Annotated in this window: 25 protein-coding genes and 1 tRNA gene; 11 read left to right on the top strand and 15 right to left on the bottom strand. The window is 66.6% G+C overall.

All coding sequences use genetic code 11. The features are described from left to right. Nucleotides 1-91: 91 nt before the first annotated feature. The 4 genes from AKI39_RS00780 (at nucleotide 92) to AKI39_RS00765 (ending at nucleotide 4,263) form a co-directional block, all read left to right on the top strand. Nucleotides 92-1,141, top strand: coding sequence for an ABC transporter ATP-binding protein (locus AKI39_RS00780; RefSeq protein WP_066631545.1), 1,050 nt, complete (start codon nucleotides 92-94; stop codon nucleotides 1,139-1,141). A gap of 58 nt (nucleotides 1,142-1,199) precedes the next feature. Then, nucleotides 1,200-2,492, top strand: a complete 1,293-nt coding sequence (locus tag AKI39_RS00775) for an ABC transporter substrate-binding protein (protein WP_066631544.1) — start codon at nucleotides 1,200-1,202, stop codon at nucleotides 2,490-2,492. Between the two features lie 20 nt (nucleotides 2,493-2,512). Next, entirely contained in the window at nucleotides 2,513-3,376 is an 864-nt protein-coding gene (locus tag AKI39_RS00770) for a carbohydrate ABC transporter permease (protein ID WP_066631542.1), read from the top strand. 86 nt (nucleotides 3,377-3,462) lie between these two features. Continuing rightward, the gene (locus AKI39_RS00765; protein ID WP_145925378.1) at nucleotides 3,463-4,263 is read left to right on the top strand and encodes a carbohydrate ABC transporter permease; all 801 of its coding nucleotides are present in this window, start codon (nucleotides 3,463-3,465) and stop codon (nucleotides 4,261-4,263) included. Between the two features lie 98 nt (nucleotides 4,264-4,361). On the opposite strand, the gene leuA is transcribed toward AKI39_RS00765, so the two are convergent. From leuA to AKI39_RS00750, 3 genes are all read right to left on the bottom strand, one after another. Continuing rightward, nucleotides 4,362-6,077, bottom strand: coding sequence for a 2-isopropylmalate synthase (gene leuA / locus AKI39_RS00760; RefSeq protein ID WP_066631540.1), 1,716 nt, complete (start codon nucleotides 6,075-6,077; stop codon nucleotides 4,362-4,364). A 202-nt stretch (nucleotides 6,078-6,279) separates the two neighbouring features. Further along, nucleotides 6,280-6,498: a hypothetical protein gene (locus AKI39_RS00755; RefSeq protein WP_145925163.1), complete on the bottom strand. Its 219-nt coding sequence runs from the start codon at nucleotides 6,496-6,498 to the stop codon at nucleotides 6,280-6,282. Nucleotides 6,499-6,585: 87 nt separating this feature from the next. Continuing rightward, nucleotides 6,586-7,290, bottom strand: coding sequence for a hypothetical protein (locus AKI39_RS00750; RefSeq protein WP_066631536.1), 705 nt, complete (start codon nucleotides 7,288-7,290; stop codon nucleotides 6,586-6,588). Between the two features lie 16 nt (nucleotides 7,291-7,306). Between AKI39_RS00750 and rpoN the strand changes: the two genes are divergently transcribed. Both rpoN and AKI39_RS24785 read left to right on the top strand, forming a co-directional pair. Next, entirely contained in the window at nucleotides 7,307-8,728 is a 1,422-nt protein-coding gene (gene rpoN, locus AKI39_RS00745) for an RNA polymerase factor sigma-54 (protein ID WP_443103691.1), read from the top strand. Between the two features lie 84 nt (nucleotides 8,729-8,812). Beyond that, entirely contained in the window at nucleotides 8,813-9,085 is a 273-nt protein-coding gene (locus AKI39_RS24785) for a (2Fe-2S)-binding protein (protein ID WP_076879645.1), read from the top strand. Here the strand turns inward: AKI39_RS24785 and AKI39_RS00740 are convergent. Next, the gene (locus AKI39_RS00740; protein WP_066631532.1) at nucleotides 9,031-9,942 is read right to left on the bottom strand and encodes a LysR family transcriptional regulator; all 912 of its coding nucleotides are present in this window, start codon (nucleotides 9,940-9,942) and stop codon (nucleotides 9,031-9,033) included. The genes AKI39_RS24785 and AKI39_RS00740 overlap by 55 nt on opposite strands. A gap of 124 nt (nucleotides 9,943-10,066) precedes the next feature. Between AKI39_RS00740 and AKI39_RS00735 the strand changes: the two genes are divergently transcribed. Then, nucleotides 10,067-10,984, top strand: a complete 918-nt coding sequence (locus AKI39_RS00735) for a DMT family transporter (protein WP_066631530.1) — start codon at nucleotides 10,067-10,069, stop codon at nucleotides 10,982-10,984. A gap of 168 nt (nucleotides 10,985-11,152) precedes the next feature. Then, on the top strand, nucleotides 11,153-11,629 hold the full coding sequence (bfr, locus tag AKI39_RS00730; RefSeq protein WP_066631528.1) for a bacterioferritin: 477 nt from the start codon (nucleotides 11,153-11,155) through the stop codon (nucleotides 11,627-11,629). 4 nt (nucleotides 11,630-11,633) lie between these two features. Here the strand turns inward: bfr and AKI39_RS00725 are convergent, their stop codons facing one another. The 4 genes from AKI39_RS00725 to AKI39_RS00710 all read right to left on the bottom strand — a co-directional run bounded on the left by AKI39_RS00725 (nucleotide 11,634) and on the right by AKI39_RS00710 (nucleotide 16,416). Beyond that, nucleotides 11,634-12,323 carry a hypothetical protein gene (locus tag AKI39_RS00725; RefSeq protein WP_066631526.1) on the bottom strand — a complete coding sequence of 230 codons (690 nt, stop codon included), beginning with the start codon at nucleotides 12,321-12,323 and terminating at the stop codon, nucleotides 11,634-11,636. A gap of 11 nt (nucleotides 12,324-12,334) precedes the next feature. Beyond that, on the bottom strand, nucleotides 12,335-13,948 hold the full coding sequence (locus AKI39_RS00720) for a peptide chain release factor 3 (RefSeq protein WP_066631524.1): 1,614 nt from the start codon (nucleotides 13,946-13,948) through the stop codon (nucleotides 12,335-12,337). A 38-nt stretch (nucleotides 13,949-13,986) separates the two neighbouring features. Beyond that, nucleotides 13,987-14,616: a LysE family transporter gene (locus AKI39_RS00715; protein WP_066631522.1), complete on the bottom strand. Its 630-nt coding sequence runs from the start codon at nucleotides 14,614-14,616 to the stop codon at nucleotides 13,987-13,989. A gap of 180 nt (nucleotides 14,617-14,796) precedes the next feature. Next, nucleotides 14,797-16,416, bottom strand: a complete 1,620-nt coding sequence (locus AKI39_RS00710) for a DEAD/DEAH box helicase (protein WP_076879748.1) — start codon at nucleotides 16,414-16,416, stop codon at nucleotides 14,797-14,799. A gap of 294 nt (nucleotides 16,417-16,710) precedes the next feature. On the opposite strand from AKI39_RS00710, the gene AKI39_RS00705 reads away from it, so the two are divergent. After that, a complete protein-coding gene (locus AKI39_RS00705; protein ID WP_083228552.1) occupies nucleotides 16,711-18,309 on the top strand; it encodes a YdgA family protein in 1,599 nt (532 codons plus the stop codon). A 42-nt stretch (nucleotides 18,310-18,351) separates the two neighbouring features. On the opposite strand, the gene AKI39_RS00700 is transcribed toward AKI39_RS00705, so the two are convergent. The 3 genes from AKI39_RS00700 to AKI39_RS00690 are packed head-to-tail and all read right to left on the bottom strand — an operon-like array spanning nucleotide 18,352 to nucleotide 21,608. Next, nucleotides 18,352-19,713, bottom strand: coding sequence for a GTPase/DUF3482 domain-containing protein (locus AKI39_RS00700; protein WP_066631518.1), 1,362 nt, complete (start codon nucleotides 19,711-19,713; stop codon nucleotides 18,352-18,354). Continuing rightward, nucleotides 19,706-21,229, bottom strand: coding sequence for a DUF2868 domain-containing protein (locus AKI39_RS00695; protein WP_066631516.1), 1,524 nt, complete (start codon nucleotides 21,227-21,229; stop codon nucleotides 19,706-19,708). The genes AKI39_RS00700 and AKI39_RS00695 overlap by 8 nt, the downstream gene beginning before the upstream one ends. 1 nt (nucleotide 21,230) lies before the next feature. Then, nucleotides 21,231-21,608 carry a YkvA family protein gene (locus AKI39_RS00690; RefSeq protein ID WP_066631514.1) on the bottom strand — a complete coding sequence of 126 codons (378 nt, stop codon included), beginning with the start codon at nucleotides 21,606-21,608 and terminating at the stop codon, nucleotides 21,231-21,233. A gap of 704 nt (nucleotides 21,609-22,312) precedes the next feature. On the opposite strand from AKI39_RS00690, the gene AKI39_RS00685 reads away from it, so the two are divergent. Both AKI39_RS00685 and AKI39_RS00680 read left to right on the top strand, forming a co-directional pair. Then, nucleotides 22,313-22,627, top strand: coding sequence for a hypothetical protein (locus AKI39_RS00685; protein WP_235610718.1), 315 nt, complete (start codon nucleotides 22,313-22,315; stop codon nucleotides 22,625-22,627). Between the two features lie 191 nt (nucleotides 22,628-22,818). Further along, nucleotides 22,819-24,060 (top strand): hypothetical protein, encoded by a 1,242-nt coding sequence (locus tag AKI39_RS00680; protein WP_066631502.1) that lies wholly within the window; start codon nucleotides 22,819-22,821, stop codon nucleotides 24,058-24,060. 36 nt (nucleotides 24,061-24,096) lie between these two features. Here AKI39_RS00680 and AKI39_RS00675 read toward each other — a convergent pair. From AKI39_RS00675 to AKI39_RS00660, 4 genes are all read right to left on the bottom strand, one after another. Beyond that, a tRNA-Thr gene (locus tag AKI39_RS00675) sits at nucleotides 24,097-24,172 on the bottom strand. A gap of 115 nt (nucleotides 24,173-24,287) precedes the next feature. After that, nucleotides 24,288-24,752 carry a ClpXP protease specificity-enhancing factor gene (locus AKI39_RS00670; RefSeq protein WP_066641901.1) on the bottom strand — a complete coding sequence of 155 codons (465 nt, stop codon included), beginning with the start codon at nucleotides 24,750-24,752 and terminating at the stop codon, nucleotides 24,288-24,290. Nucleotides 24,753-24,762: 10 nt separating this feature from the next. After that, complete coding sequence (locus AKI39_RS00665; protein WP_066342981.1) at nucleotides 24,763-25,374, bottom strand: glutathione S-transferase N-terminal domain-containing protein; 612 nt, start codon at nucleotides 25,372-25,374, stop codon at nucleotides 24,763-24,765. Between the two features lie 125 nt (nucleotides 25,375-25,499). Continuing rightward, complete coding sequence (locus tag AKI39_RS00660; protein WP_201258537.1) at nucleotides 25,500-26,354, bottom strand: cytochrome c1; 855 nt, start codon at nucleotides 26,352-26,354, stop codon at nucleotides 25,500-25,502. Nucleotides 26,355-26,366 lie beyond the last annotated feature (12 nt).

Here is a 26,366-nt window from a genome sequence, read left to right as displayed (position 1 = left end):
ATGCCATCGTCCGGTCATGTTCGCACTGCACAATGAAAAGGATTTCATTTGCAGTCACAATAGTCCGGCCGCAGCCTGAGACCGAGGGGACATGGCAGCCATCGTTCTGGAGCAGTTGACGAAGCGGTACGCCGATACCGCCGCGATCCGCGAGATCGATATCGTCGTGCCGGCGGGCAGCTTCACGGTCTTGCTCGGGCCGTCGGGGTGCGGCAAGTCGACCACGCTGCGCATGATCGCGGGCCTGGATACGCCCAGCTCCGGCCGCATCCTGATCGGCGGGCGCGACGTGACGCATCTGCCGCCGGCGCAGCGCCGCATCGCCATGGTCTTCCAGTCGTATGCATTGTTCCCGCACCTGACCGTACGGGAAAACATCCTGTTCGGCCTGAGGGTGCGCAAGGAACCGCGTACGGACTACGACCGCCGCCTGGCGCGCGTGGCCGAATTGCTGGGACTGGAAGCACTGCTGGACCGCAAGCCCGCGCAGCTGTCCGGCGGCCAGCAGCAGCGCGTCGCCTTGGGCCGCGCGGTGATTTCCGAGGCGCCGGTCTGCCTGATGGACGAACCCTTGTCCAACCTGGACGCCCAGCTGCGCCACGATATGCGCCGCGAGATCCGGTCTCTGCAGCGCCAGCTGGGCATCACCATGGTCTACGTCACGCACGACCAGACCGAAGCCATGAGCATGGCCGACCAGATCGTGCTGTTGCGCAACGGCACGGTGGAACAACGCGATACGCCCGACGGCCTGTACGCGCGTCCCGGCACGGAATTCGCCGCGCGCTTTATCGGCACGCCGCCGATGAACCTGTTGATGCTGGACAGCGTGGGCGGCGCACAGGTCGTGGCCGGCACCGGTGAACCCGCGGTCGCGGGCGCGCCGGCCACCGCCGTCCGCCTGGGCGTGCGGCCCGAACACATACGCCTGGCTGCGCAGGGCCGTCCCGCCGTCGTCCAGGGTGTCGAATACTTCGGCGCGGATTCCATCGTTACCTGCGCGGTCGGCGCCAACGCCGGCATTGCCGTGCGCCTGACCGGACATGCCGCGGTCGTCGCCGGCGAATCCGTCCGCCTGGATTGGGCGCCGCAGCACCAGCATTTCTTCGACGCGAAGGGGGCGGCCCTATGGCCGTCATGAACGCGCGGCAGCATGTTTTCCGTTTTTATTCGTTTTCCTTTCCATCCAGGAAGCCACTATGCGACGCACCGTATTGAAAAGCCTTGCCGCCGTCATGGCCGGCGCGCTGTTCTCCCTGCCCGTCCACGCCCAGCAGCCGGTGGACGTGGAGTTCTACTATCCGGTGGCGGTGGGCGGCCCCATCACCAAGATCATCGACACCATGGTGGCGGACTTCCACAAGGAAAACCCCGACATCAACGTCAAGCCGATCTATGCCGGCACCTACCAGGACTCCATCGCCAAGGTGCTGACGGCGATGAAGGGCGGCCAGCCGCCGCAGCTGGCGGTGCTGCTGTCCACCGATATGTTCACCCTGATCGACGAGGACGCCATCGTGCCCATCGACGGGCTCGCCGGTGATACCGCCGGCAAGGCGTGGCTGGGCGGCTTCTATGACGCCTTCATGCAGAACAGCCGCTCCGGCGGCCACGTATGGGGGGTGCCGTTCCAGCGCTCCACCATCGTCATGTACTACAACAAGGACCTGTTCAAGGCGGCGGGCCTGGACCCGGAACATCCGCCCGCGACCTGGCAGGAACTGGTAGATGCGTCCGTCAAGCTGACCAGGAAGGATGCGTCCGGCCACGTGACGCAATGGGGCCTGGAGATCCCTTCGGGCGGTGCCTTCGCGTATTGGCTGTTCCAGGCGCTGACCACGCCCAATAACGCCATCCTGATGAACGAGGCCGGCAACCAGGTCATGTTGGACAAGCCCGCCGTGGTCGAGGCCGCGCAGTTCTGGCGCGACTTGTCGGCCAAGCATGGCGCGATGCCGTCGGGCACGATCGACTGGGGCACCACGCCCAAGGACTTCCTGGAAAAGAAAGCCGCCATCGTGTGGACCACGACGGGCAACCTGACCAACATCCGCGCCAATGCCACCTTCCCCTTCGGCGTGGCAATGATGCCCAAGAAGGTCCGGGGAGGCAGCCCCACCGGCGGGGGCAACTTCTACATCTTCAAGAGCGGCACGCCAGCCCAGCAAAAGGCCGCGCTGAAGTTCGCGCAGTGGGCGACCTCGCCCGAACGCGCCGCGGACTGGAGCATCGCCACCGGCTACGTCGCGGTGACCCCGGCGGCCTGGGAGACACCCAAGATGAAGCAGTACGCGCAGCAAGTGCCCGCCGCCGCGGTGGCGCGCGACCAGCTGGCAGTCAGCGTGGCCGAGTTCTCCACGCACGAGAACCAGCGCGTTACCAAAGTGCTTAACGATGCGCTGCAGGCCATCCTGACCGGCGCGAAGCCCGCGCAGCAGGCGCTGGCCGACGCGCAGCGCGAAGCAGACCGCATCCTGCGACCCTACCGATGAGCCCTCGCGTCGCGCCCGGGATGAAGGCGGTATACGGCTGGCTGCTTCTGCTGCCTGCCCTGGTGCTGCTGGCCGCCTTCACCCACTATCCCGCCATCGCGACGCTGTGGCACAGCTTCTTCTCCACGCCCAAGGGCCGCCGTCCCGCGGTGTTCGTCGGCCTGGACAACTACCAGGCGATGCGCGACGACCCGGTATTCTGGCGGGCCCTCTGGAACAACCTATGGTTCGCGCTGGGCACCATTCCGACGGCGGTGGCGCTGGCGCTGCTGATGGCGCTGTGGGTCAATCGCAACCTCGCCGGCCGCGGCTTCCTGCGCCTGTCGTATTTCACGCCCACGGTGCTGCCCATGGTGGCCGTGGCCAATATCTGGCTGTTCTTCTATACCCCGCAGTACGGCCTGATCGCGCAGGTCCTGCAGGCCTTCGGCCTGCCGGGCGTGAACTGGCTGGGGTCGCGCGAAACTGCCTTGCCCGCCCTGATGCTGGTGTCGGTATGGAAAGAGGCGGGTTTCTTCATGATCTTCTACCTGGCCGCGCTGCAAGGCGTATCGCCTTCGCTGCGCGAGGCCGCCATGCTGGAGGGTGCATCGCGCTGGCAGTACTTCCGGCGCGTGCTCTGGCCCTTGCTGATGCCGACCACGCTGTTCGTCCTGATCAACGCGCTGATCAACGCATTCCGGCTGGTCGATCATGTGGTGGTGATGACGCGCGGCGGTCCCGACAATGCAAGCACGCTGCTGCTGTTCTACATCTTCCAGGTGGGCTTCAGCTTCTGGGATACCGCCTATGCGGCGACCCTTACCGTGGTGCTGCTGGCCGTGCTGGGCCTGGCGGCGCTGCTGAAGTTCCGCTGGCTGGACAAGAGGACGCACTATCAATGAAGCTCGCCTCGACCTCCTCGATCAAGCCGATGCCGGCCGAGGCGGCGCACGCCGGCACCCGGCGGCCGGGCCTGATGCAGCCCCGCCTGGACACGCTTCTGGATACGGCCGGCGCGTGGCTGTTGGGCATCCTGTGGATCCTGCCGCTGCTCTATGCGGTCTGGGCCGCGATCCATCCGCCCGCGTACGCCACGCGCTTCGATCTCTTCGCGCCGCTGACGCTGGAGAACTTCGTGCGCGCCTGGGACGCTGCGCCGTTTCCGCGCTATTTCCTGAACACCTTCTTCCTGGTCACCATGGTGTTGGCCGCACAGCTGGTGCTGTCCACCATGGCGGGCTATGCCTTCGCCCGCGTCGACTTCCGTGGGCGCGACCTGGTGTTCATGCTCGTGCTGCTGCAGCTGATGGTCATGCCCGACGTGCTGATCGTCGAAAACTACCGCACCATGAGCTGGCTGGGCATACGCGATACGGTGTTTGCCATCGGGCTGCCGTATTTCGCGTCGGCCTTCGGCATCTTCCTGCTGCGCCAGACCTTCAAGACCATCCCGCGCGAGCTGGAGGAAGCCGCCCGCATGGAAGGCGCCAACGGCTGGCAGATACTGATGAAGGTCTATGTGCCGCTGGCCCGGCCCACCTACATCGCCTATGGCCTGGTCTCGGTCAGCTACCACTGGAACAATTTCCTGTGGCCGTTGATCATCACGAATTCCGTCAACACGCGTCCGCTGACGGTGGGACTGCAGGTGTTTTCTTCTTCCGACCAGGGCATAGACTGGTCCGTCATCACCGCGGCGACGCTGCTGTCCGCCGCGCCCTTGCTGATTGCCTTCCTGTTGTTCCAGCGGCAGTTCGTCCAGTCCTTCCTGCGCGCCGGCATCCGATAAAAAAAACCGCCAGCATGTCGTGCTGGCGGTTTCGTATGGGATGCGCGGATGGCAAGGCCGGCTGGCCGCGGCCGCTAGGCCGGCGGCCAGCCCAGGCATCAAGCCGTGACGGCTTCCGCCGGCTCGGTGGACGACGCCGCGGCATTGGCCTTCAAGTGCCGGTTGATGGCGCACAGCACGGCCTGGAACGAGGCGGTGACGATATCGCGGTCCACGCCGACGCCGAAGCCCGTCGAGGAATCGCCCACGCGCACTTCGATATAGCTGGCTGCCCGCGTATCCGAGCCGGCGCCGATGGCGTGTTCGTGGTAATCCATGACGCGCGCCGGCATGCCCAGCGCCGCGACGAAAGCCGAGATCGCACCGTTGCCCTCGCCCGTAACGGTGCGGCGTTCGCCGTCGACCTCGACGTCCGCTTCCACGCGGAAGTGCTTGGATTCCGCCGCGGCCGGATCGCCGATGATGCGATGGCGGATGAGTTTCCAGGGCGCCTGCTGTTCCAGGTATTCCTGCTTGAAGATATCGTAGACATCGGTCGCGGTCACCTCGCGGCCGGTTTCATCGGTGACGCGCTGGATGGCGCGGCTGAATTCGATCTGCAGGCGGCGCGGCAGTACCAGCCCGTGTTCCTGTTCCAGCAGATACGACACGCCGCCCTTGCCGGATTGGCTATTGACGCGGATCACGGCGTCGTAGCTGCGACCCAGGTCGGCGGGATCGATGGGCAGGTAGGGCACTTCCCACAAGGCGTCGGGCTGCTGCCGCGCGAAGCCCTTCTTGATGGCATCCTGGTGCGAACCGGAGAAGGCCGTGAACACCAGATCGCCCGCATAGGGATGGCGCGGGTGCACGGGCAGCTGGTTGCAGTATTCCGCGCAGCGGCGCACTTCGTCGATGTCCGAAAAATCCAGGCCGGGATGCACGCCCTGCGTGTACAGGTTCAGCGCCAGCGTCACCAGGTCCACGTTGCCGGTGCGTTCCCCGCTGCCGAACAGGCAGCCCTCGATGCGGTCCGCGCCCGCCATGACGGCGAATTCGGCGGCCGCCACGGCCGTGCCGCGGTCGTTGTGCGGGTGCACGCTCAGCACGATGCTGTCGCGGCGCGCCAGGTTGCGGTGCATCCATTCGATCTGGTCGGCGTACAGATTGGGGGTGGTCGCTTCGATCGTGGCCGGCAGGTTGACGATCATCTTGTCGCTGGGCGTCGGCTGCCAGACGGCGGATACCGCGTCGACGACTTCCAGCGCGAATTCCGGTTCGGTGGTGCTGAAGACCTCGGGCGAATATTCGTAGCCCCATCGGGTTTCCGGGTGGCGCGCCACGGCGGCTTTCACCAATTCCGTACCGGTGGTCGCGATCTTCCGGATCTCGTCCTTGCTCATATTGAAGACGATCTTGCGGAAAGCCGGGGCGACGGCGTTGTACAGGTGCACGATCGCACGGCGGGCGCCTGCCGCCGCCTCGACCGTGCGCGCGATCAGGTCTTCGCGCGACTGGGTCAGCACGATGATGACCACGTCGTCCGGGATGTGCTTTTCGTCGATCAGCTTGCGCACGAAATCGAAGTCGGTCTGCGAGGCGGAGGGAAAGCCGACCTCGATCTCCTTGAAGCCGATCTTCACCAGCTGTTCGAAGAAACGCAGCTTGCGCTCGATGCTCATGGGCTCGATCAGCGATTGATTGCCGTCGCGCAGATCCGTGCTCATCCAGATCGGCGGCTGGGTAATGCGCCGGCTGGGCCAGGTGCGTTCTGCATAGTCCTGCGCGAAGGGCGCGAAGGGACGGTATTTCTGTGCGGGGTTGGCGAGCATCATCGGGTTACCTCAAGGCATGTGCATGAATCCCGGTGTGCGGCGCCTGTAGGGCGATGCCGCTGATTCACCTGTCCTGCCGGCAGCGCCGCGATTATCGGCGGCGATGAACACGGGCGGGTCTTGCCTGGCCGGGCCAGCGGGGATTCGTGTTTTGAAAGGGAAAGACGTTGTGGCGCAACGGCTGCCGAACTACCACTGGACGCTAGGCCCGGCAACCGATCGGTAGTTGTAGCGATAGCGCCAGCGAGCCGCCGCTGGTGGTGATGGTGGCAAGCTCGATGGCGAGGCCAGCGGCCGCCGCGGTCGACACCCCTGCACACCCGCCTTGCGCGGAACGCAGGCCGCCCATCGGCGCGCCGTGGCGTCCGGTGGTCATCGCGAGAAAGGTGCGGTTAGCGGCCATGGGAATGATGATGAGCAAGCCATAAGTCAACCACATTTCGGCCGAGGATGCAAATGTGTTGTGCTGAACTGGCCGGATGTGTCGCGGTACGCCGCGACACGGCTTTTATTTGATCGGCCCGATGCGCGGTTCGATTGGGCCGTCGCTGTCCATCCCGGTTCGTACCGGGCGGCGGCGCTCGCCGGGCAGCTCCCGCCCCGCGGGCAGAGGGCGTTCCGGGCGATCAGCGCGGTCCAGGCGGGCAACGCGATCACCCCGGTCCAGCCGGCCGGGCACCGTCTGTGGGATGCCCAGCAAGGCTTCCTGCTCGCGTACCATGGCGATCTTGGCGATGCGTCCGTGGCGGATTTCCCACAAGGTGCGTTGCAGATCGCCCACGGTGAACGGTTCGTCGCGGCTGCCCCAGCTCCAGCGCATCACCGCGATGACTTCCTCGCTGAGCGCTCCGGCCAGGTCGGCAAAGGTGTCCGCCGGTACCGTGCGCAACCGCGCCGCGTCCATATTGCCGCGCAGCCAGCCGCGCACGGCGAAGAACACGATCAGCGACCAGATGGCCACCACCGCCCACCACAGGTAGGGATTGATGCGGTTCAGCAGTTCGATCGTGGATGCGCCCAGGGGGTGCAGGAATTGGTAGTCCAGGGTGGCGCCGAAGGCCAGGATGCGCTGCGCGACCCAGAGCCAGATCACCACGGCCACGGCGATGACGATCGCCCGGACGACTAGACGGGGGGACGACAGTTTCAGCAGGGTCTGACGGATCAGCCGGCTATCCTGGCGCACGCGTTCGGGCGAAGTCGGATTCATCATGCAAAATATTGTACCTATGACGCGTCACGCCTTAGAACTCCGGCCCGGGCAACACCTTGCCCTGACCCCGCAGCTGCAGCAGTCCATCCGGATGCTGCAGCTTTCGACGCTTGCGCTGGAGGCGGAAATCTCCCAGGCGCTGGACGAGAACCCGCTGCTGGAGCGTGACGAGGACCCCGCCGCGGAAGACATCGACTCCAATCGCGAGGAATCGGCGCATGAAGACGATCCTACGCCGGAACGCGAGCCGGCGGTGGACGAGATGCCTGGCGCCAAGGGCGTCCATGCGGACGACGACAGCGACATGCCGGAGGCCGCCCGGGGCGAAACCCTGCGCGAACATCTCCTGGGCCAGCTGGCGCTGACGCGCGCCGGCCACCGCGATGCGGCCCTGGTCGCCCTGCTGATCGACGAACTGGACGACAACGGCTACCTGGGATCGCCGCTGGAGGAAATCCTGGGCTGGCTGCCCGCCGAAATCGAGACCGATCTCGACGAGCTGCGGGCCGCGCTGCGGCTGTTGCAGTCCTTCGATCCGCCCGGCATCGGCGCGCGCGATATGGCGGAATGCCTGGTGCTGCAACTGCGGGAACCGGATCTCGCCGCCTTGCCGGAAGCGGCCGCCCCCGCGGTGCTGGCCTGCGCGCGGCGCGTCTGCGCCGAACATCTGCCGCTATTGGCCGGCGCCAATGCGGCACGCCTGCGCGAAGCCCTGCAGTGCGACGACGCCACGGTGCGCGGCGCCCGTGCCCTGATCCTGAAGCTGGACCCCCGTCCCGGCCGCCGCTGGACGGTGCCGGTGGCCGATTACGCCATCCCGGACGTCATCGTGCGCAAGGCGCGCCAGGGCTGGCGCGTTGTGCTGAACAGCGCCGCCATGCCGCGCCTGCGCATCAACGGGGTGTACGCGCAGATGCTGGGCAACCAGCGCGAGGCCAGCCATTCCGCCTTGCACGCGCAGCTGCAGCAGGCCCGCTGGATGATCCGCAATGTGGAACAGCGCTTCGATACCATCCTGCGGGTGGCGCAGGCCATCGTGAACCACCAATCCGCCTTCTTCAGCCAGGGGCCCTCGGCCATGCGGCCCCTGATCCTGAAGGACATCGCCGGGGAATTGGGCCTGCACGAGTCCACGATTTCACGGGCCACGACCCAGAAGTACCTGCTCACTCCGTTCGGCACGATGGAGCTGAAGGATTTCTTCGGCGCCGGCGTGGCCACCGATAGCGGCGACGCCGCATCGGCGACCGCGGTCCAGGCCCACATCAAGCGGCTGGTGTCGGAAGAGAACCGCGCCAAGCCCTTGTCGGATAACCAGCTCATGCTCAAATTGGCCGAACAGGGGATCGTCATCGCGCGGCGCACGGTGGCCAAATACCGGGAATCGATGCGCATCGCGCCGGCCTCGGTTCGCAAGGCGCAGGCGGCGCTGCGCTAGGGCCGTTGAAAGCGCGCGACGTCCTTGCCTCGTCCCCGCTTTTTCTATTTGCGTGAATGCGAATAATTTTCGATAATTATTCTCATGTACGTTTGTGTCTGCAACGCCATCACTGAACGCCAGGTCCGCGCCGCCGTGGACGGGGGCGCCACCACGCTGGACGATCTTCAGTTCGAGCTGGGTGTCGCCACCTGCTGCGGGACATGTGCCGCGACCGCGGTCGAATATCTGCCCGGCGGACGCTGTTCCAGCGTCTGCAACGTGCGTTCCATGACGCACGCCGCGGCGGTACCGATCGCGGATCAAAGCGGTTCGGCCGCCAACGGCTTTCCCATTCCCATCGTCGCCGCGGCCTGACGCGCCGGCGCCGCCATGCGCTGCCCGTCGCAGAACTGGCGCAGCATGCCGGCCATTTCGCGCGCGCCGTCGGGCGCGCCCGGCCGCGTGATCAGGGCCAGCTCGGTAGGGACGATCGCCGGCAAGGCGTCGTCCAATAGCGTCGACGTTGCTTCCAACGCTTGTTCGTCCAGCAGCGAAATCCCCAAGCCCCCGCGCAGGGCCGCCTGTATCCCGGGCAGGTTCGGGCTTTCGTAGACGATGCGCCAGCGCCTGCCCGCGCGCTCCAGGGCATGTATCGCTCGCTCGCGGTACAGGCAGCCCGGGGGTCGAACCACCAGCCGTACGGTTTCGTCGCCGGCCGGCAAGGCGCAGCGGGCGCCCGTCCAATGCAGCCGTTCCGCCCAGGCCGCGATGCAAGGTCCCGCCCCGGGCTCTCGCTTCAGCAGCACGACATCCAGGTCCCTCTGGGCCAGGGCCACGCTCAAGCGGCAACTCAGGTCGCAGCACACCGATAGCCTGACATCCGGTCGCGACCGTGCGAAGGCACTGACGATTTCGGTCAGCGCGGGCACCGCGAAATCGTCCGGCAGGCCCAGCCGCACCACCTCCACGTGGGCGGCCTTGCCGACCGTGTCGTGCAGCTCGTTGGACAGTGCCAGCATGCGGCGGGCATAGCCCAGCAGGCGTTCGCCGTCTTCCGTCAGCAGCGCCTTGCGGCTCTCCCGGCGAAACAGCGTGCACCCCAGCTTGTCTTCGAGTTTGCGGATCTGCTGGCTGACGGTCGACTGCGTGCGGTGCACGCGTTCCCCGGCGCGTGTGAAGCCACCCGCGTCCACCACGGATACGAAGCTGCGCAACAGGTCGAGGTCCGGCATGCGAATTGTTCCATCGAATTTTCAAATACTTTCGATGGGAATAAAGAATTTGTCAATGTGTCTGGGGAGCAACACAATCGCGCCAACCGTTCCGAAGTCGGTGTCTGATTGCCACGGATCCATGATGAAAACCCTCCAAGCGGCCTCCGCCGTTCCTGCCGCTTCGCCCGCCCCTGTGGCCTGGGCCCCGATCGCCTTGTTTTGCCTGTTGTGGAGCTCCGCGTTCGCCGCCGCGAAGATCGCGCTGCGCGACTGTCCGCCGCTCACCTTGTTGACGGCGCGCTTCTTCATCGCCGCGGCGCTGATGATCGGGCTGGCCTGGATGACGGGCGGATTGCGCCCGCTGCGCTGGCGTCAGTGGGGCATGCTGGCCGCGCTGGGCGTGCTCAACAACGCGGTGTACCTGGGCCTGAGCTGGACCGGCATGATGACGGTCTCGTCTGCCTTCGCCGCCGTGATCGTCAGTACGAATCCCTTGGTGATCGGCGCGCTGGCCGGTCCGCTGCTGGGCGAACGCGTGGGGTGGCGCAAGGTCGCCGGCCTGTGCCTGGGGCTGGTCGGCGTGGCGCTGGTGCTGCGCTCGCGGTTGACCGCGGGGCACGAGGACCTGCAGGGCACGCTGCTGGTCGTGGCGGCGCTGGTCGCGCTGGTGGCGGGTACGCTTTTGTACAAGCGCCACACGCCCGCCAGCAATATCTGGCTGGCCACCGGCCTGCAGTCGCTGTTCGGCGGGATCGCCCTTCTGCCTTTCGCGTGGGTCTACGAAGCGCACCTGCCGGTGGCCTACACCGCGTCGCTGTTCTGGAGCATGGCGTACATGATCGTCGCCGTTTCCATCGGCGGGTTCGGCCTGTGGTTTTTGATTCTGGCGCGGTCCAGCGCCACCGCGGCCAGCGCGCTGCATTTCATGATGCCGCCGCTGGGCCTGCTGTTCGGTTGGCTGGTATTGGCCGAGCCGGTGGCCGTCATGGACCTGGTAGGCATCGGACCCATCGCCGTGGGTATCTGGATGGCGACGCGGCCGCCGCGGCCGGCGCGATGACGTGCCTGGCGGGGTCTCCGATCACGTGCCGGTACGCCGACTCATTCTCATTGCGTTGCTGGGTACGCTTTCAGATCACGCTCGCAGCGCGGTTTACCACATGCGTGCCAGGGGTATGCTGGCGCGCCCGTGGATGGTAGTCTGCCGGGATTCAGCAAGGAGTCCATCATGCAAGGCGACAAAACCGTCATCCAATTTTTGAACCAGCAATTGACCAATGAGTTGACGGCCATCAACCAGTACTTCCTTCATGCGCGCATGCTGCGCCACTGGGGGCTGAACAAGCTGGGCAAACATGAATACGAAGAGTCCATCGGCGAAATGAAGCACGCCGATCGCCTCATCGAGCGCATATTCATGCTGGATGGTCTGCCGAATTTGCAGGACCTGCACAAGCTGCTGATCGGCGAAGATGTACCGGAGATCCTCTCCTGCGACCTGAAGCTCGAACAGGCCGCCCAGGTCACATTGAAGGACGCCATCGCGCATTGCGAATCCGTACGCGACTATGTGTCCCGCGATCTGTTCCAGGACATCCTGGACGACACGGAGGAACACATCGACTATCTGGAAACGCAGATCGGCCTGGTGGACCAGGTGGGCTTGCAGAACTATCTGCAGAGCCAGATGGAAGTGTCGGAGTAAACCGTCAGGGGCGGTGCGGGCACTCGGCGATCGTGCCCCATGCCTGATTGGGCGCGCAATATTTATTGCGCGCATTCCACGCGCACGTGGGACGCTGGAAGAAACCGGCGTCCGCGCATTGTGCGAGTTCACGCCGCAGGGCATCCTGCCAGCCTTTCTGGCCCGCGGTGTTCGAGGCCTGTTGCTGCGGCGGCGGCATGTCCACGGATTGGATGATGGGCTGCTGGCTGACGTTGCGCGACGCCTGGATCTGCGCATACTGCTGCGCGGATTGCGCGGTCTGCGCCTGCTGGGTGGCCAGGTCCAGCGTCGATACATCGTTGGTGCCGGACGGCAGGGCCGATTGCGTGGCGGCGGCGATCTGCCGCGCCTGGTCCATCGAGATACTGTCGCGCGAGATAATCACGGAAGGATCTTTTACCGTGTCGAACAGCGACACCGTGCCCACTGTCCAGTTGGTCCCGGTAGGGCGGTCCGGCACGCCCAGCGTGCCGTCGATGCGTGGTTGCGGGGGCTGGGCCGTGTAGGGCCGGCCGTCCGCATCCAGTATCGGTTCCTGGTTCGCATCGGTTTCGTTGGGCGTGCGCGTAGCGGCGGGCGCATGCGCCACCAGCCAATCTCCAAACTGGATGCCGCCCCACGCGGAGGCGGCCAGCACCACCAGCAGCGTTGCGAACAATACTCGCCAAGACATTCCTGAACCTCTTAAGCCTGGGCCTTGTCGCCGAACACCCGTCCGCCATGTTCGCGCATCGCGTGGAACTTCACATCCGGATACAGTTCTTCCGCGACACGTAGCTGCGCGGGCGAGCCGATCAAAAACGCGGCCGCGTCTACGACATCATAGGCGATATGGGCGGCATTGGCATCCATGAACTTTCGCAGAGCGCGGGGGTCTTCCGACGTAATCCATCGTGCCATGGTGTAACGCGAAGGCATCAGCCGGGCGTCCGCGCCATACTCGGTTTTTAAACGGTGCTGCACGACTTCGAACTGCAGCTGGCCTATCGCCCCAAGCAGCATGGCACCGCCCGCGGCCACCGGGCGGAAGACCTGGATGGCGCCTTCCTCGCCCAGTTGCGCCAGGCCGGTACGCAGCTGTTTGGTGCGCAGCGGGTCCTTGACCTCAACGGCCTGGAACAGTTCGGGCGCGAAGAAAGGCAAGCCGGTGAATTGCAGGATTTCGCCTTCGGTCAGCACGTCGCCCAACTGCAGCACACCGTGGTTCGGGATGCCGATCACGTCGCCGGCATAGGCTTCGTCCAGCAGCTCGCGCCGCTGGGACAAGAACGATACGACGTTGTTGGGCCGCATTTCCTTGTTGGTGCGGCATACCTTCAGCCGCATGCCGCGTTCGAAGCGGCCCGAGCTGACGCGCACGAAGGCCACGCGGTCGCGGTGCGCCGGGTCCATGTTGGCCTGCACCTTGAAGACCACGCCGGTGAAGCGCGGCTCGTCCGGCTGCACGACGCGCTGCAGGGCCGGACGCGGACCGGGCCGGGGCGCGAGTTCCACCAGCGCATCCAGGACTTCCTGCACGCCGAAATTGTTGATCGCCGAGCCGAAGAACACGGGCGTCTGCTTGCCGTCCAGGAATGCCTGTTCGTCGAAGGCGGGGGCCGCCTCGTTGATCAGGCCGATTTCCCCATGCGCCTGGTCGAAGGCGCTGCCGAAACGTCCGGCGATTTCCGGGTTGTCCAGGCCCTGGATGAATTCGTTGTCGTCACCGCGCCGTTCCTGCCCCGCGCGGAAGATGCGCATGCGGTCCTGGCGGATGTCGAAGACGCCGCCGAAGCTCTTGCCCATGCCCACGGGCCAGGAGAACGGCACCGCGTCCATGCCCAGATGCGATTCGATTTCGGCGAGCAGGTCCAGGGGTTCGCGGACTTCGCGATCCATCTTGTTGATGAACGTGATGATGGGCGTGTTGCGGGCGCGGCAGACCTGCAGCAGGCGCTTGGTCTGCGGTTCCACGCCGTTGGCGGCGTCGATCACCATCAGGGCGGCATCGACGGCCGTCAGCACGCGGTAGGTGTCTTCGGAGAAGTCCTGGTGTCCGGGGGTGTCGAGCAGGTTGATGACGCTGTCGCGGTACTCCATCTGCATGACGGACGAGGCCACCGAAATGCCGCGCTGTTTCTCGATTTCCATCCAGTCCGAGGACGCATGCCGGCTGGCCTTGCGGGCCTTGACGCTGCCGGCGATCTGGATGGCGCCGGCAAACAGCAGCAGCTTTTCCGTCAGCGTGGTCTTGCCGGCGTCCGGGTGCGAGATGATGGCGAACGTACGTCGCCGCGCGACTTCTTGAGCGATATTCATAGACGGGAAATTTTACAGGCGGACGCCAAGCCGCGTTCCTACTGCGCGCGGCGAAAGCACGCCAGCAGCACACCGGCCGCCATGAAGAGCGAGCCGAAGGCGCGGTTCATCCACTTGATGTGAACAGGGCTGCGCAGCAGCCGCAGCACCTTCGCGGCCAGCAGCGTATAGAAGGCCATGGCCACCGTATCCGTCAATGCCAGGGTGCCGGCGATCGCGAGGTATTGCGGGGCCAGCGGCTGGCCGGCGTCGATGAACTGCGGGACCACGGCCAACAGGAAAACCGTGCCCTTCGGATTACTGGCGTTGATCAGGAAGCCGCGCAGGATCAAGGTGCGCCGCGATTCCAGCGAGGTCTCGCCGCCTTCCAGCTTGACCGGGGCGGCCTGCGCGCGGAACTGGCGCCAGCCCAGGTAGATCAGGTAGGCCACGCCCAGGTACTTGACCAGGGTGAACGCCGTTTCGGAGGTCGCCAGCAGCGTCCCCAGGCCGATGCCCACCACGGCCAGCTGAAACATGATGCCCAGGATCAGGCCGGCGGTGTTCCAGTACCCTCGCGCGAAGCCATGGCGCAGCCCCGAGGTCATGGCCGAAAGCGCACCTGCCCCCGGCGAAAACGAGATCGCCCACGACGCCAGCATGAAGGTCAACCAGGTGGAAAGCAGCACGGGTATTCCTTGTGTAGTCCTTGTCGGGGGCGCGGCGCGCGATGGCGCCCTGGCGCAACTTTACTTCGACGGCGGCACGGACGGCACCCGACGCGACCGTGCTTCGACAGGGGCGCGCCGGGCCGCATCCGGCGCGGGCTTTACTTCACTGGCCGCGCGGGACGAGGCCCCGCGTGCGTTTTACTTCGACAGCAGGGCCGGACGGCGTGCGGCACCCTGGTTGCCCGCGGCGCGAGACGCCGTGGGCGTCCCTTGCGCACGGGCGGGGCGGTCGCCTGGCGCGGCGCGATGGCCGTTGCCGGCGGCATGGCGGTCGCCGTTGGCGCCGTAGCCGCCGCCGGTCGTGCGGCTGCCATTCGCGGCACGCTGGCCGCCATTGCCGCTGCTGCCATTGCCGTTGCGGGCGCCTGCGCCGGCGCCGTTGCCGGCCCCCGCGTGGCGATTGCCGCCATTGCCGGCACGATCGCCGCCGTCCCTGCCGCCTGCGTGGGCCGGGGCCGCCGCGCCATTGCGGCGTGCGCCACCATTGGCCGCGCCGGGGCGATCGCCGCCGTTGCCGGACCGCGCCTGCGTACGGCCACGGCCGCCGCCGCGAGGCCCGCGCGATTCGCGCTCGTCGTCTTCATCGTCGCGTTCGCGCACGGCATTGGGCGATGGCGTCCAGCCTTGCACCTCGATGCGGTCGATGGGCTTGCGGATCAGCTTTTCGATGGCTTTCAACAGTTTGATTTCGCTGGGATCCACCAGCGAAATCGCGGCGCCCGTGGCGCCCGCCCGGCCGGTGCGGCCGATGCGGTGTACGTAGTCCTCGGGCACGTTGGGCAATTCGAAGTTCACCACCTGCGGCAACTGGTCGATATCCAGCCCGCGCGCGGCGATGTCGGTGGCGACCAGCACGCTGACGTTGCCCGATTTGAAGCCCGCCAGCGCCCGCGTGCGCGCCGCCTGGCTCTTGTTGCCGTGGATGGCGGCCGCGCTCAGCCCGTCCTTGACGAGCTTCTCGGCCAGCCGGTTCGCGCCGTGCTTGGTGCGCGTGAACACCAGAACCTGGTGCCAGCCGCTTTCGCGGATGATATGGCTGATCAGGTCGCGCTTATGGTGCTGTTCGACCAGGTGCATGGTCTGGCTTACCAGCTCGGTGGCCGTATTGCGCGGCGTCACGGAAACTTCACCCGGATCGTTCAGGACGCCGCGCGCCAGCGTGCGGATCTCGTCGGAGAACGTCGCGGAAAACAGCAGGTTCTGGCGCTGTTTCGGCAAGAGCGCCAGCACCTTGCGGATGTCGCGGATGAAGCCCATGTCCAGCATGCGGTCGGCTTCGTCCAGGACCAGGATTTCGACGCCGGACAAGTCGACGGTGCGCTGGCCGGCGTGATCGAGCAGCCGCCCAGGCGTTGCCACCAGGATGTCCAGCGGCTTCTTCAGGGCGCTGATCTGCGGGTTGATGTTCACGCCGCCGAACATCACCATGGACGTCAGGGAGGCGTGCTTGCCGTAGGTCTGTACGGATTCCTCGACCTGCGCGGTCAGCTCGCGCGTGGGCGTCAGGATCAGGCACCGCGGCCGGCCGGGCTTGCGCAGCGCCGGCTTGGTGTGCATCAGGCGGTGCAGGATGGGCAGAGTGAAGCCGGCGGTCTTGCCGGTGCCCGTCTGGGCGGCAGCCAGCAGGTCTCCGCCTTGCAGCACGAGCGGAATGGCCTGGGCCTGGATGGGCGTGGGTGCGGTGTAGCCGGTTTCGGCGATCGCACGCAACAGGGAATCGGCCAACCCGAGGTCGGCAAAGGATGTTTTGACAGTCAAGTACAACTCCAGCGGCAGCCTGTCGCTCAAGTTGAGTGACTCCAATCCAGGCGGACGATAGGGAGGAAAAGGAAGCGGCCCGTGGGACGGTCCCAGGGGCGCAGCACGTCGGCGAATGCCGCATGGCGCGGTGTGCGGATTGGCACTGCACACCGAAAGGCATTGTAGCGCACTCGGGAAAGCCCGTCGGTATAGTCCTGTAACGTTTTTTCGAGGAAAGGGGGGACCGCGTCATGGGGATCCCAAAGGGGCCTCCCTATAATCCCGCCTTTGTCAGCGGGAAGAACCGGCATCATGAAAAGAAGAGCAACTGGCGTGGTCGTGGGCGTCGTGGTGGTGGTCGGCGTGGCCTGGACCGCGGGCGCTTGGTACACCGGCAAGCGCGTGGAAGAGATCACCCGGCAGCAGGTCGCCGACGGCAACGCGCGCCTGCAGACGCTGTTCCCCGGCGGCAAGGTCACGCTGGCGCTGGAGTCCCTGGACCGGCACGTGTTTTCCACCGACCTGGTGGTGCGCGTCCGCGTGCAGGGTGCCACGGGCCAGCCCCCGGCCCGAGAGGACGTCATCGACATCGCGTCCCATGTGGGACATGGTCCCTTCCCGCTGGAACGGCTCAAGCACCTGCGGTTGCTGCCCGTCATGGCGGCCGGCGACTTCCGCCTGAAGGACAACGATACCGTCCATCCCTGGTTCACGTTGACCCATGGCGTACCGCCCGTTTCCGGCGACACCGTGATCTCGTATACCCAGGCCGTTTCCGGCACCGTCCGGGCCGAGCCGGTCAAGGTCGCGCGCGATGACGCCTCCTTCGATTTTTCCGGCCTGGTCATGAACTACAGCCAGGATGCCGGCAAGCACGTCCAGGCCCACGGCGCGATCGACAGCCTGGCGTTCAAGATGCTGAAGGGCGAAGCGCCGGGCCAGGTCGAAATCAGCGGCGTGACCCTGAACTCCGACATGCGTCCCGGCCCCGCCGACCTGCAGGTCGGCAAGACCACGCTGGGCGTCAAGCGCATCGCGCTGTCCGTGGCTGGCTCCGCGCCGGTGATCCTGACCGGCTACAACCAGCGCACCGACGTCACCGAGGACAAGGGCCTGCTGGGCATGCACGCGGCCTACGACATCGCCATGGTGAACGTGGGCGGCAAGGACATCGGTACGGCGCAGGTGGCGCTGGGGGCGAAGAACCTGGCGCCCGAGGCCGTCAAATCGCTGGCCTCCCTGTACGGCCGCCTGTGGTCGCGCGCGATGGAGCAGGCCCAGGCCAGCGGCGGCGCGCAGGCCGTGCCGCCTCAACCCGACCTGAGCCCCGAGGAACGCGCCCTGGCCCTGTCGGCGCGTGATGCGCTGCTGGCGGCCAATCCCAATATCTATATCGATCCCATCCTGTTCAAGACGCCGCATGGGGAAGCGCGCTTTACGCTGAACCTGGACCTGGCCAAGCCCGAAAAGGCCGACCTGCCCATCGACGAACGCATCGCCCAGACGCTGCGCAAGCTGGATGCAAAGCTCTCGCTTGCCCAGCCCATGGTCGCCGACCTGCTGGCGGACAACATGCAGCGCGACGGCATGGACGCCGCGGCGGCGAACGCCCAGGCGCAGGTGCTCGCGGCCATGATGGGCAAGGCCGCGGCATCGTCCGGCTACGCCACCGTGCAAGGCACCGATATCGTGTCCACCCTGCATTACGCCGAGCGCACCGTGGACCTGAACGGCACCAAGATGCCCCTGGACCAGTTCGCCGGCATGGTGCTGCAAGGCGTGATGGGCATGATGGCGCAGCCGGGCGCGGATGAACCGGACCAGGACGAGCCCGACGCGGACCAGCCGGACGAAAATGAACCTGACGCGCCGGACCAGGCGCCGGCCCCGGGTTCGGCCGTGCCGCGCTGAAGTTGACACGCCCCGGTCCGGGGCCCGCGCCGGCGGCGCGCGTCAGGCAATACGGCGCGTCAGTGCGGCCACGGCCGCGCTGCGCCGCGCACTGTCCTGGTAGCCCTCGGTCATTCCGCACCACTCCGGCCGCCCGCGCGCTTCCTTGATCTCGTCGGGCAGGCCCGCATCGCGCCAAGGGTCCTTGTCCGCGCTGCCCAGCCGCACGGGCTCGCGCGCCGCATGGCCGCGCCGTTCGAGCGCCTGCACCAAGGCGCGCTGCCGCACGGCCAGCAGGCGCAGCACAGGATCGTCCACCGTCAGCTCCCGGCGACCGCGCAGTTTGCCGCCCAGCCGCTTGCCGAAACGTTCGATGCCTTGCCACATGCCGCCGGCCGCGGCGCCGATCAGGGCCGCCGTGCCCAGGCTGATGCCGGCCAGCATCAGATCCACCGCGGCGCCCGCCATCGCGCCCGTCGCCATGCCGATGCCGACCTCCACGCCGGCGTCCCTGAGCGCGCGCGGATGGAAAAGATCCATGCCCCAGCGTTCGCCCTCCAGTGGCAGGGGCTCGCGCGCATAGTCGTCCTGGCGGAAGTTGTAGAGGGCCAGCAGCGCATCGACGCAGGCCTGTTCGCGCCGCCGCGCCAGTTCGCGCAGGCGCTGCGTGGCCTCGCGCAAGGCCGCCTCGTCGGCATCGCAGGACAGCCGCAGCGCCGCCACGTCCACCAGCAATTCGGCGATCAGGCGCAGCGCTGCTTCGTGGCGTTCCCGGCGCTCGCGCCCCAGCGCGTCGGATAGGCGAACCAGGACCTCCGCGTGGCGATCGAGCAGGATGGAAAGACGGTCGTAGAGCTGCTTTTCGCCGTCCAGCGGTGGTGCGACCGTATCGAATTCCAGCAGCGCATGCAGACCCAGGCGCGCCATCGCATCGCGCCATTGCATCGCCCGATGCGACGGCGCATGCACGAAATTCAACACCGGCAGCAGCGGCTTGCCACACGCCGCCAGCAGCGCGAGTTCGTCGCGATGCTTGCCCAGCACCGGATCGCGCGCATCGATGACGTACAGCGCGGCATCGCACTCCAGCAACTTTTCCAGCACGCGGGCTTCCTGTTCGAAGCGGCGACGCGCCTCGGGCGAATCCAGGAACAGCCGTATGCGGTCCGGGCCATCCAGGCGGCGGTCCCCGCACAGGTGCTCCATGTATTCCAGCAGCGCGATGCTGTCCTCCATGCCCGGCGTATCGAACCAGGCCAGGACCGGCCGCCCTTCCAGCCGCAGGCGCGCGCCCTGGACCTGCCGCGTCGTGCCCGCGCTGTCGGCGACGTCGCCGAAACCGGGATCCCGCGTCAAGGTGCGCAACAGCGATGTCTTGCCCGTGTTCGTGTGGCCGACCACGGCGATCTGCAGCAGGTCAGCCATGTTCGCCACCCAGCCAGCGCAGCGGCTGGTCCGCGGCGCGCATGATGGCCTCGGCCGGCATGCCGGCTTCCCGCAAGCGCGCCCGCCAGGCGGCCGTCCGGTCGGCCGGCGCCCCTGTTTCGTGGGGAGGCATCCCGGCGGCGTCGGGGTCGCCGGACCGTGCTTCATTGGCTCGCGGCGTACCGGGCGCGTCGTTGGCAGGGATGCCGGCCATCAGCCATATGCGGGTTTCCGCCGCCTTCCCGGCCAGGTCGGCGATCAGCGCCAGGGTGCCGCGATCCGGCGTCTGGCGTGCGTCGCAGGCCAGCAGCAGGCGCCGCGCGGGTGCCAGCGCCAGGGCGTCCAGCAGGGCGTGGCGCTGCTCCCGGCTGTCCAGGTTGCCGGCCGCGCGTATCGCCGGGGGCATGTCCGGCGGGGGCCATGCGATGTCGTCGGGCAGTTCAAGTCCCGCCAGCACGGCCTGCCCGCCGGTGGATGGCAAGGCTGTGGCGCCGATACGCGCCGCATGCGGCAAGGGCGCCGGGCCCTCCTGCCCGAGGGACTCGGCGGGCGGCTGCAAGCGTGAACGCAAGGCGGCGTATCCGGGCAGTGCCATATCGATGCGCAGTCCGCGCAGCGCGGCGCGCAGCCGCGCCACGCTGACTAGCCAGGCGGCCAGGCGGGGCAGGATGCCATAGACGACCAGCAGGCCGACGAGCCACCAGGCCCATTGCGCCTGTGCCGCGGCGGGCAGCACCTGCGTGCCGTCGCTCTGGCGCACGATATCGGCGGCGGGCAATGCGAAACCCAGGCGGGCAGGCAGCCATCCTAGCGCGTGCGTCAGGCCGACGAAGGCGTCAGGCGACAGGAGCGTGGTGGCCCAGGCGAAGCGGTAGCGGGCGGTGGCCAGCACGGCCAAGGCGGTGCCCAGCGCGGCCCCCAGCGCCGCCAGCCAGAGCAGGTGGCTGACGGCCCCGAACAGCCAGCGCGCGGCCCCGGCCCGCGCCAGCAGGGCCATCAGGGCCTGCGGCGGCAGCGCCGCATCCGGTCCGCGCGCCAGCTTGCGGGTCAGCCACAGCCACGCGCCGCCCAGGCCGCCCCCGGCCGGACCGGCGCGCACCGCGAAGCTGCACAGCCAGAATAGAAAGGTGAGAGCATGCAGGCCCAGCATGGCCACGGCCGCCCATACGATATTGACCACCCGCGTGCCGTCGCCCAGCGCGCTCAATGCCGTGCCCGCGCCGGCCGCCAGGGCCAGCACCAGCAGCAGGATGGCGGCGAGGCCGGCGCCCCGGCGCCATGCCGAGACGCGTTCGTCCAGATGTTCGCGGCGCGCGATCAGGCGGGCGCGCAGCAGGATGCGCTGTTCGACGGGGCCATCGGCGTGGCGCGCCTGGCGCACCGCGTCCTGGTCTTCCAGGGGCCCCCAATGTTCTTCACGCAGGCGCACGGTTTCCGCCAGCCACAGGTCACCGAACGCGGGGCGCGCATGGGTCGCCGTGGCTCCTGGAGGCGCGGCGCAGACGGGTGCCGCCATGTCACTCCTGCAGGGCGCCCGTCGACGTGTCCCGGTCGCCGAACCATAGCCGCAGCTTGTCTTCGGCCTGCCGCTTGACGTCATCGGTGATGTAGACCGCCACGGTGGCGAGCGCCGCGGCCATGACCGTCAGGTCGTCCGTATAGCCGGCCAGCGGCGCCAGATCGGGGATGACGTCCAGCGGGAAAACGAAATAGCCCAGCGCGCCATAGATCACGCGCTTGGCCCATTTGGGCGTGCCGGGAGCTTGCAGCGCATAGAAAAGCCAGAGGGCTTTTTCCACGGCTTGGCGTCCGGCGCCTCTGGCGTGATGTGCCAGCTTGCGCCAGAACCGAGGCGGGCTGTAGGCGGCTTCATAAGCGGAATGCATGTCCACCATGATGTCCTTGCGAGAGGCCGCGGCACCCCTGGCGGGCCGCCGGCAGACCCTGCATTGTAGCCGGCGCGACTCCCGTTCGCGGGGGCGGGCCCGACGGCTGCATGGGCAAGTCGATGAAAATGTTGATTTTTGGCTGAAGATCGCGCATAATCTCAGAGTTGTTCGCGCGGCAAGTTCCGTAGCAAGTCCGGCGGCAGGCCTTTCGAGCCTAGCCCGAAGCACCCTCCAGGTTCTTCATCCGTCGTTCTTCCCTGTTCTTCTGCATCAAGTCCCCTGCCAAGCTTGGCCCCTGTCGGCCGCCGTACCGTAAACGGTAATCGGTCGATCCGCGATCCTTGATCGTTCCCTGGGCAGCTTCGCCGGTCACCGGCCCAAACCCATCCAATCACAACCCGGTGCGGCTTGGCGAACAGTCCCCGTGGCGGGGCCCCGATCCGCGTCCCAATTCAGTCCTGCGCCAGGCCTGAATACCGGTCCGGTCCAGGCCCGCTTCTTGCTCCCGGCCACGGCCCCGGCGCCCCCTCGTCCATCTGGCGGATGGGCGCCTGAATCATATGCAGCAATGATTCGGTCATCACTTTAGGCCACGATGCCAATATCGCGCGCCAGGCCGATCCCGCTGTGCAGTGCATGTCCGTCCCAGGCCGCAAGCCCGTGGCTCCGTCCTAGAGGACATGCTTTATTTGCTTTGGAAAATAATGACAATGACGATTACTACCCAACCTCATCTCGTGCCTCGCGCTGATCATGCGCTGGACGGCACCCCCATCCATGTCGGCGATATCGTGCATCTGCGTCCGGCGGATGGCCCGGTCATCAAGGCGCGCGTGATCTACAACGCGCCATTGAACGGCGCCACCACGTACACCACCGATCTGGTCACCCGTCCGGCGGACAACGGCCGCATGCACAAGCTGCGTTTCCGGTTCCGCCATGAGCACGTGCACGGCATCGAGCCCGTGTGCGGCCGCCTGCGCGCTCCCGCGCAGACCGCATCGGCGCGAGCGTCCGCCCGATAATACGCGCAGGTTAGTTCGTCCGTTTCTCCCCCCCTCGTCCGGAACCTGGCTCCAGCACCCGAGACCGAAGGGACTTGCGCACGTGGCCCTGGAAGCCGCGGCGCTCTGGATCGCCCGATTCTTCGTGGCGTCACGCCCGGGACCGCCATCGCACCATGACGCGGGTCCCATCCAGACCAGGAGACGCGACTATGTTCGCCGGCAATACCGACCGAACCGACGACACCCCCTATCTCGTTCCCGCGGCCCCTTCCACGGCCTCCGCCTTCGGTGGTACCCCCAGTGTCGGTGTTACGCCCAGCGGATACGCCTTCAAGCCGCAGCCCGCCATCCCAGTGGACATATACGCCGAGTTGTCCCATGCGCGCCGTGCCACGCAGGCGCGCCGGGGCACCTTCGGCCTGTTTCGTTTCGGCTGGAGTCTGCGCGGGCACCGTACGGCAGAGTCCACGGTTCGTCGCTCGGGCAGCGGCGGCGGCACCTCGCAGGCGCTATCCGGCAGTGGGCTGCTTCGCGGTGCCGGAACGTCCGGCGGCGCTGGCTGTGCCACGGACAGGATGCCGGTGCCTCCGCGTTTCCTCCCGCTGATGAACGACCTGGCGCTCCCGCCCGTGGTCCTGTCCCATGCTCCGTCTGCCGGCAACGCCATACACACCGCGCCGGCGCGTGATGCGCCGTGGCCGGGCCCCCGTGCGCCCTCCTGGCCGCGACGCATGCTGTCGGCCGTGGCCTATCGGCTTCGCTACCTGGCCGCTCCGGGCGAACACCGCAAGGCGCTACGCATGGCGTACATGCGCGAAAAGGTCATGGGCTCGGCGTATGTATTCCTGAACGCCATCCAGTCCGATGAGCCGCTGCTGCGGCATTTCGTGGATTTGCGCCGGCAGGTGCGGCGCCTGGACCGTCGCGCGGGCGTGGTTTCCGGTATCAGCGATGAAAGCGCGCGTGTGCTGCTGGAAGCGGCAGACCGCACGGCGAGCGCGCGGCGCCAGGTCAGGGACAGGATACTGGCGTTTCATCGCGAAGAATTGCTGTACGACGTGGTCGGCGCCGACGAATTCCATCGTGCCGACGCCGTCCTGCTGGTCGTGGAGTCCCGCATGGTCGCCGGTATCGCCCTGTACGGCGACGCATTGCGCTGCCTGGCCGCCGCCGACGTCGCGCAAGACGCCATCTGCGAGGCCATCGACCAGATCCTGGAACCTTTGTTCGCGCGCGAAGCCGCCGCGGAGGGCATGCAGCCCAGGGACTGCGCGGTCGCCCGGCTGCCCTATCGCACGCTGGTGCGCTTGCACGGGGTACTGTCCGCCGGCTTGGCGTGTGGCGGCGCGTACCAGACCTTCATGCAGGAATTGCTGCGCATCGTCGAAGCGAAGGTCGGCCTTCGGCCGCGCGCTTCGTCGGCGGATGCCCCTCTGGGCGGTGCCGATTGATAAAAAACGCTGTCCCGCATGGGCGTGGACGGTAGCTGGTGCCGGCTAGAGGAATCGAACCCCCGACCTTCGCATTACAAGTGCGCTGCTCTACCAACTGAGCTAAGCCGGCAAGGCGTCATGCCACCGCCGCAGGGCGCGTGGATGTCGCGAAGACGTGCATTGTATACGCGGCATTGCGCCGCGTCAGAAAGCCGCGGGCCGGCCGAGACGCCGACGGCCGCGTGCTATTTCACGATGGTCAGGTGTGGTCGTGGCGGCGGTGGATCGTCGTCCTTGCCGCCATTGGGCTTGTCGTTCTGGGGGCCTTGGGCGGATGCGTCGTCGGCGGCCGCCGCGATACCTTCGCGCCCATGCCGGGGTGTCGTGGCGTCTTCTTCGTCCTGCACCTCGAAGCCCATGCCCGCGCCTGTTTCGCGCGCGTAGATGGCGCTGACCGCGCCGACCGGCACGGAGACCATCTCGATCACGCCGTTGAAGCGGGCCTGGAACTCGATGTACTCGTTGCCGAGCAACAGCTTGTTCGTCGCCAGGTTGCCGATATTGAGCGTGATCTGGCCGTCGCGCACGTGCGCGGGCGGCACCATGGTGCGGTCGTTGACCTGCACCACGACGTACGGGGTGTAGCCGTTATCCGTGCACCACTCGTGCAGCGCACGGATCAGATACGGTTTGGTCGATGATTCACCCATGGATGCCATCCTAGCGACGCATCACCTTTTCAGAAGGCGTGAGTGCTTCGATATAGGCCGGACGCGAAAAAATGCGCTCGGCGTATTTCTGCAGGGGCGCGGCGTTCTTCGGCAGTTCGATGCCGTAATGATCCAGGCGCCACAGCAAGGGGGCCACCGCCACGTCCAGCATGGAGAATTCGTCGCCCAGCATGTATTTGTTCTTCAACAGCATGGGCGCCAGCTGGGCCAAGCGGTCGCGGATGTTCTGGCGTGCGCGGTCCAGGCGCTTTTCGTCGGGCTTGGCGTTGCGGTCTTCCAGGACCGACACGTGCACGAACAGTTCCTTTTCGAAGTTGTACAGGAACAGGCGGGTGCGCGCGCGCATGACGGGGTCCGCCGGCATCAGCTGCGGATGCGGGAAGCGCTCGTCGATGTACTCGTTGATGATGTTGGACTCGTACAGCACCAGGTCGCGTTCGACCAGGATAGGCACCTGGCCGTACGGGTTCATGACGGAAATATCTTCCGGCTTGTTGTACAGGTCGATGTCCCGGATTTCAAAGTCCATGCCCTTTTCGAACAATACAAAACGGCAGCGCTGCGAAAACGGGCACGTGGTTCCGGAATAAAGCACCATCATGGCGGTAAGTCCTTGTATGAAAAGCGAAAGGCCAGCGCCGCCAATCTAGCAGGCGCTGGCCCCAATTGCCAGGGGGGGCGGTTATGCCGAGGGCATGCACCCCGGCCCCTGTTGGGTTATGCCGATTACCTCACGTGTTTCCAGTAGGAAGCGTTCAACCGCAGCGCGACGACCAGGAACAAGCCCAGGAAGAGCAGTACCCAGACGCCGAGCTCCTTGCGGAACTGGGCCACCGGTTCCGACATCCAGCCCAGGAAGGCGGTGAGGTCGGCGACGTCATTGTCGAACTGGGCCGATTGCGCCGTGTTCGCGGCCTTGAAGGTCGCCGTGAAACTTTCGTTGCCGTGAAAATCGGCCACGTCATCCTTCTTGACCGTCGCGTAGCCCTGGGGGTCGTACACGGTGGTGACGCGTTCCCAGCCGCCCTCTTCGCCCTTGCCTTCGGCATGATGCATGGCGACGGTGGTCAGCTCGCGCGGACCCTGGCGTTCCCACAGCACATGGGGCATGCCCACATTGGGAAATACCAGGTTGTTCCAGCCCGTGGGCCGGCTGGTGTCGCGGTAGAACGAACGCAGGTAGGTGTAAATGTAGTCGATTCCGGGAGCGCCTGCAGTTTGGGACTTGGCCCGGGCGATCACGGAAAGGTCAGGCGGCGTCACGCCGAACCATTTCTTGGCGTCCTTGGGCGGCATCGCGACCGTCATCAGGTCGCCCACTTTCTGGCCGGTGAACAGCAGGTTCTTCCTGATCTGCTCATCCGTCAGGCCGATTTCGGTCAGCTTGTTGTAGCGCATCGACCCGGCGGCGTGGCAGTTCAGGCAGTAATTGACGAACAATTTGGCGCCGTTTTGCAGCGCCGCCACGTCGTTGACCCGGTTCGGCGCGGCTTCCAGGGGGTATCCGCCTTCAGAGGCCAAGGCGGCGGCGCACGTGAGCATCAACGTCACGGCACCCATCAGCTTCTTGATCATGGTCATTCCGTTATGTGT

This window comes from Bordetella sp. H567 (genome assembly GCF_001704295.1).
Lineage (GTDB): Bacteria > Pseudomonadota > Gammaproteobacteria > Burkholderiales > Burkholderiaceae_B > Bordetella_C.
The sequence above is the reverse complement of the archived record's forward strand: the minus strand, read 5'-3'. Positions and strand labels throughout refer to the sequence as shown.

Excerpts from the sequence above, each read along its gene's own strand:
- AKI39_RS00780 (WP_066631545.1), top strand. The coding sequence starts at position 92 with ATGGCAGCCATCGTTCTGGAGCAGTTGACGAAGCGGTACGCCGATACC.
- AKI39_RS00775 (WP_066631544.1), top strand. The coding sequence starts at position 1,200 with ATGCGACGCACCGTATTGAAAAGCCTTGCCGCCGTCATGGCCGGCGCG.
- AKI39_RS00770 (WP_066631542.1), top strand. The coding sequence starts at position 2,513 with ATGAAGGCGGTATACGGCTGGCTGCTTCTGCTGCCTGCCCTGGTGCTG.
- leuA (WP_066631540.1), bottom strand. The coding sequence starts at position 6,077 with ATGATGCTCGCCAACCCCGCACAGAAATACCGTCCCTTCGCGCCCTTC.
- AKI39_RS00750 (WP_066631536.1), bottom strand. The coding sequence starts at position 7,290 with ATGATGAATCCGACTTCGCCCGAACGCGTGCGCCAGGATAGCCGGCTG.
- rpoN (WP_443103691.1), top strand. The coding sequence starts at position 7,307 with ATGACGCGTCACGCCTTAGAACTCCGGCCCGGGCAACACCTTGCCCTG.
- AKI39_RS24785 (WP_076879645.1), top strand. The coding sequence starts at position 8,813 with ATGTACGTTTGTGTCTGCAACGCCATCACTGAACGCCAGGTCCGCGCC.
- AKI39_RS00740 (WP_066631532.1), bottom strand. The coding sequence starts at position 9,942 with ATGCCGGACCTCGACCTGTTGCGCAGCTTCGTATCCGTGGTGGACGCG.
- AKI39_RS00735 (WP_066631530.1), top strand. The coding sequence starts at position 10,067 with ATGAAAACCCTCCAAGCGGCCTCCGCCGTTCCTGCCGCTTCGCCCGCC.
- bfr (WP_066631528.1), top strand. The coding sequence starts at position 11,153 with ATGCAAGGCGACAAAACCGTCATCCAATTTTTGAACCAGCAATTGACC.
- AKI39_RS00725 (WP_066631526.1), bottom strand. The coding sequence starts at position 12,323 with ATGTCTTGGCGAGTATTGTTCGCAACGCTGCTGGTGGTGCTGGCCGCC.
- AKI39_RS00720 (WP_066631524.1), bottom strand. The coding sequence starts at position 13,948 with ATGAATATCGCTCAAGAAGTCGCGCGGCGACGTACGTTCGCCATCATC.
- AKI39_RS00705 (WP_083228552.1), top strand. The coding sequence starts at position 16,711 with ATGAAAAGAAGAGCAACTGGCGTGGTCGTGGGCGTCGTGGTGGTGGTC.
- AKI39_RS00700 (WP_066631518.1), bottom strand. The coding sequence starts at position 19,713 with ATGGCTGACCTGCTGCAGATCGCCGTGGTCGGCCACACGAACACGGGC.
- AKI39_RS00695 (WP_066631516.1), bottom strand. The coding sequence starts at position 21,229 with ATGGCGGCACCCGTCTGCGCCGCGCCTCCAGGAGCCACGGCGACCCAT.
- AKI39_RS00690 (WP_066631514.1), bottom strand. The coding sequence starts at position 21,608 with ATGGTGGACATGCATTCCGCTTATGAAGCCGCCTACAGCCCGCCTCGG.
- AKI39_RS00685 (WP_235610718.1), top strand. The coding sequence starts at position 22,313 with ATGACGATTACTACCCAACCTCATCTCGTGCCTCGCGCTGATCATGCG.
- AKI39_RS00680 (WP_066631502.1), top strand. The coding sequence starts at position 22,819 with ATGTTCGCCGGCAATACCGACCGAACCGACGACACCCCCTATCTCGTT.
- AKI39_RS00670 (WP_066641901.1), bottom strand. The coding sequence starts at position 24,752 with ATGGGTGAATCATCGACCAAACCGTATCTGATCCGTGCGCTGCACGAG.
- AKI39_RS00665 (WP_066342981.1), bottom strand. The coding sequence starts at position 25,374 with ATGATGGTGCTTTATTCCGGAACCACGTGCCCGTTTTCGCAGCGCTGC.
- AKI39_RS00660 (WP_201258537.1), bottom strand. The coding sequence starts at position 26,354 with ATGACCATGATCAAGAAGCTGATGGGTGCCGTGACGTTGATGCTCACG.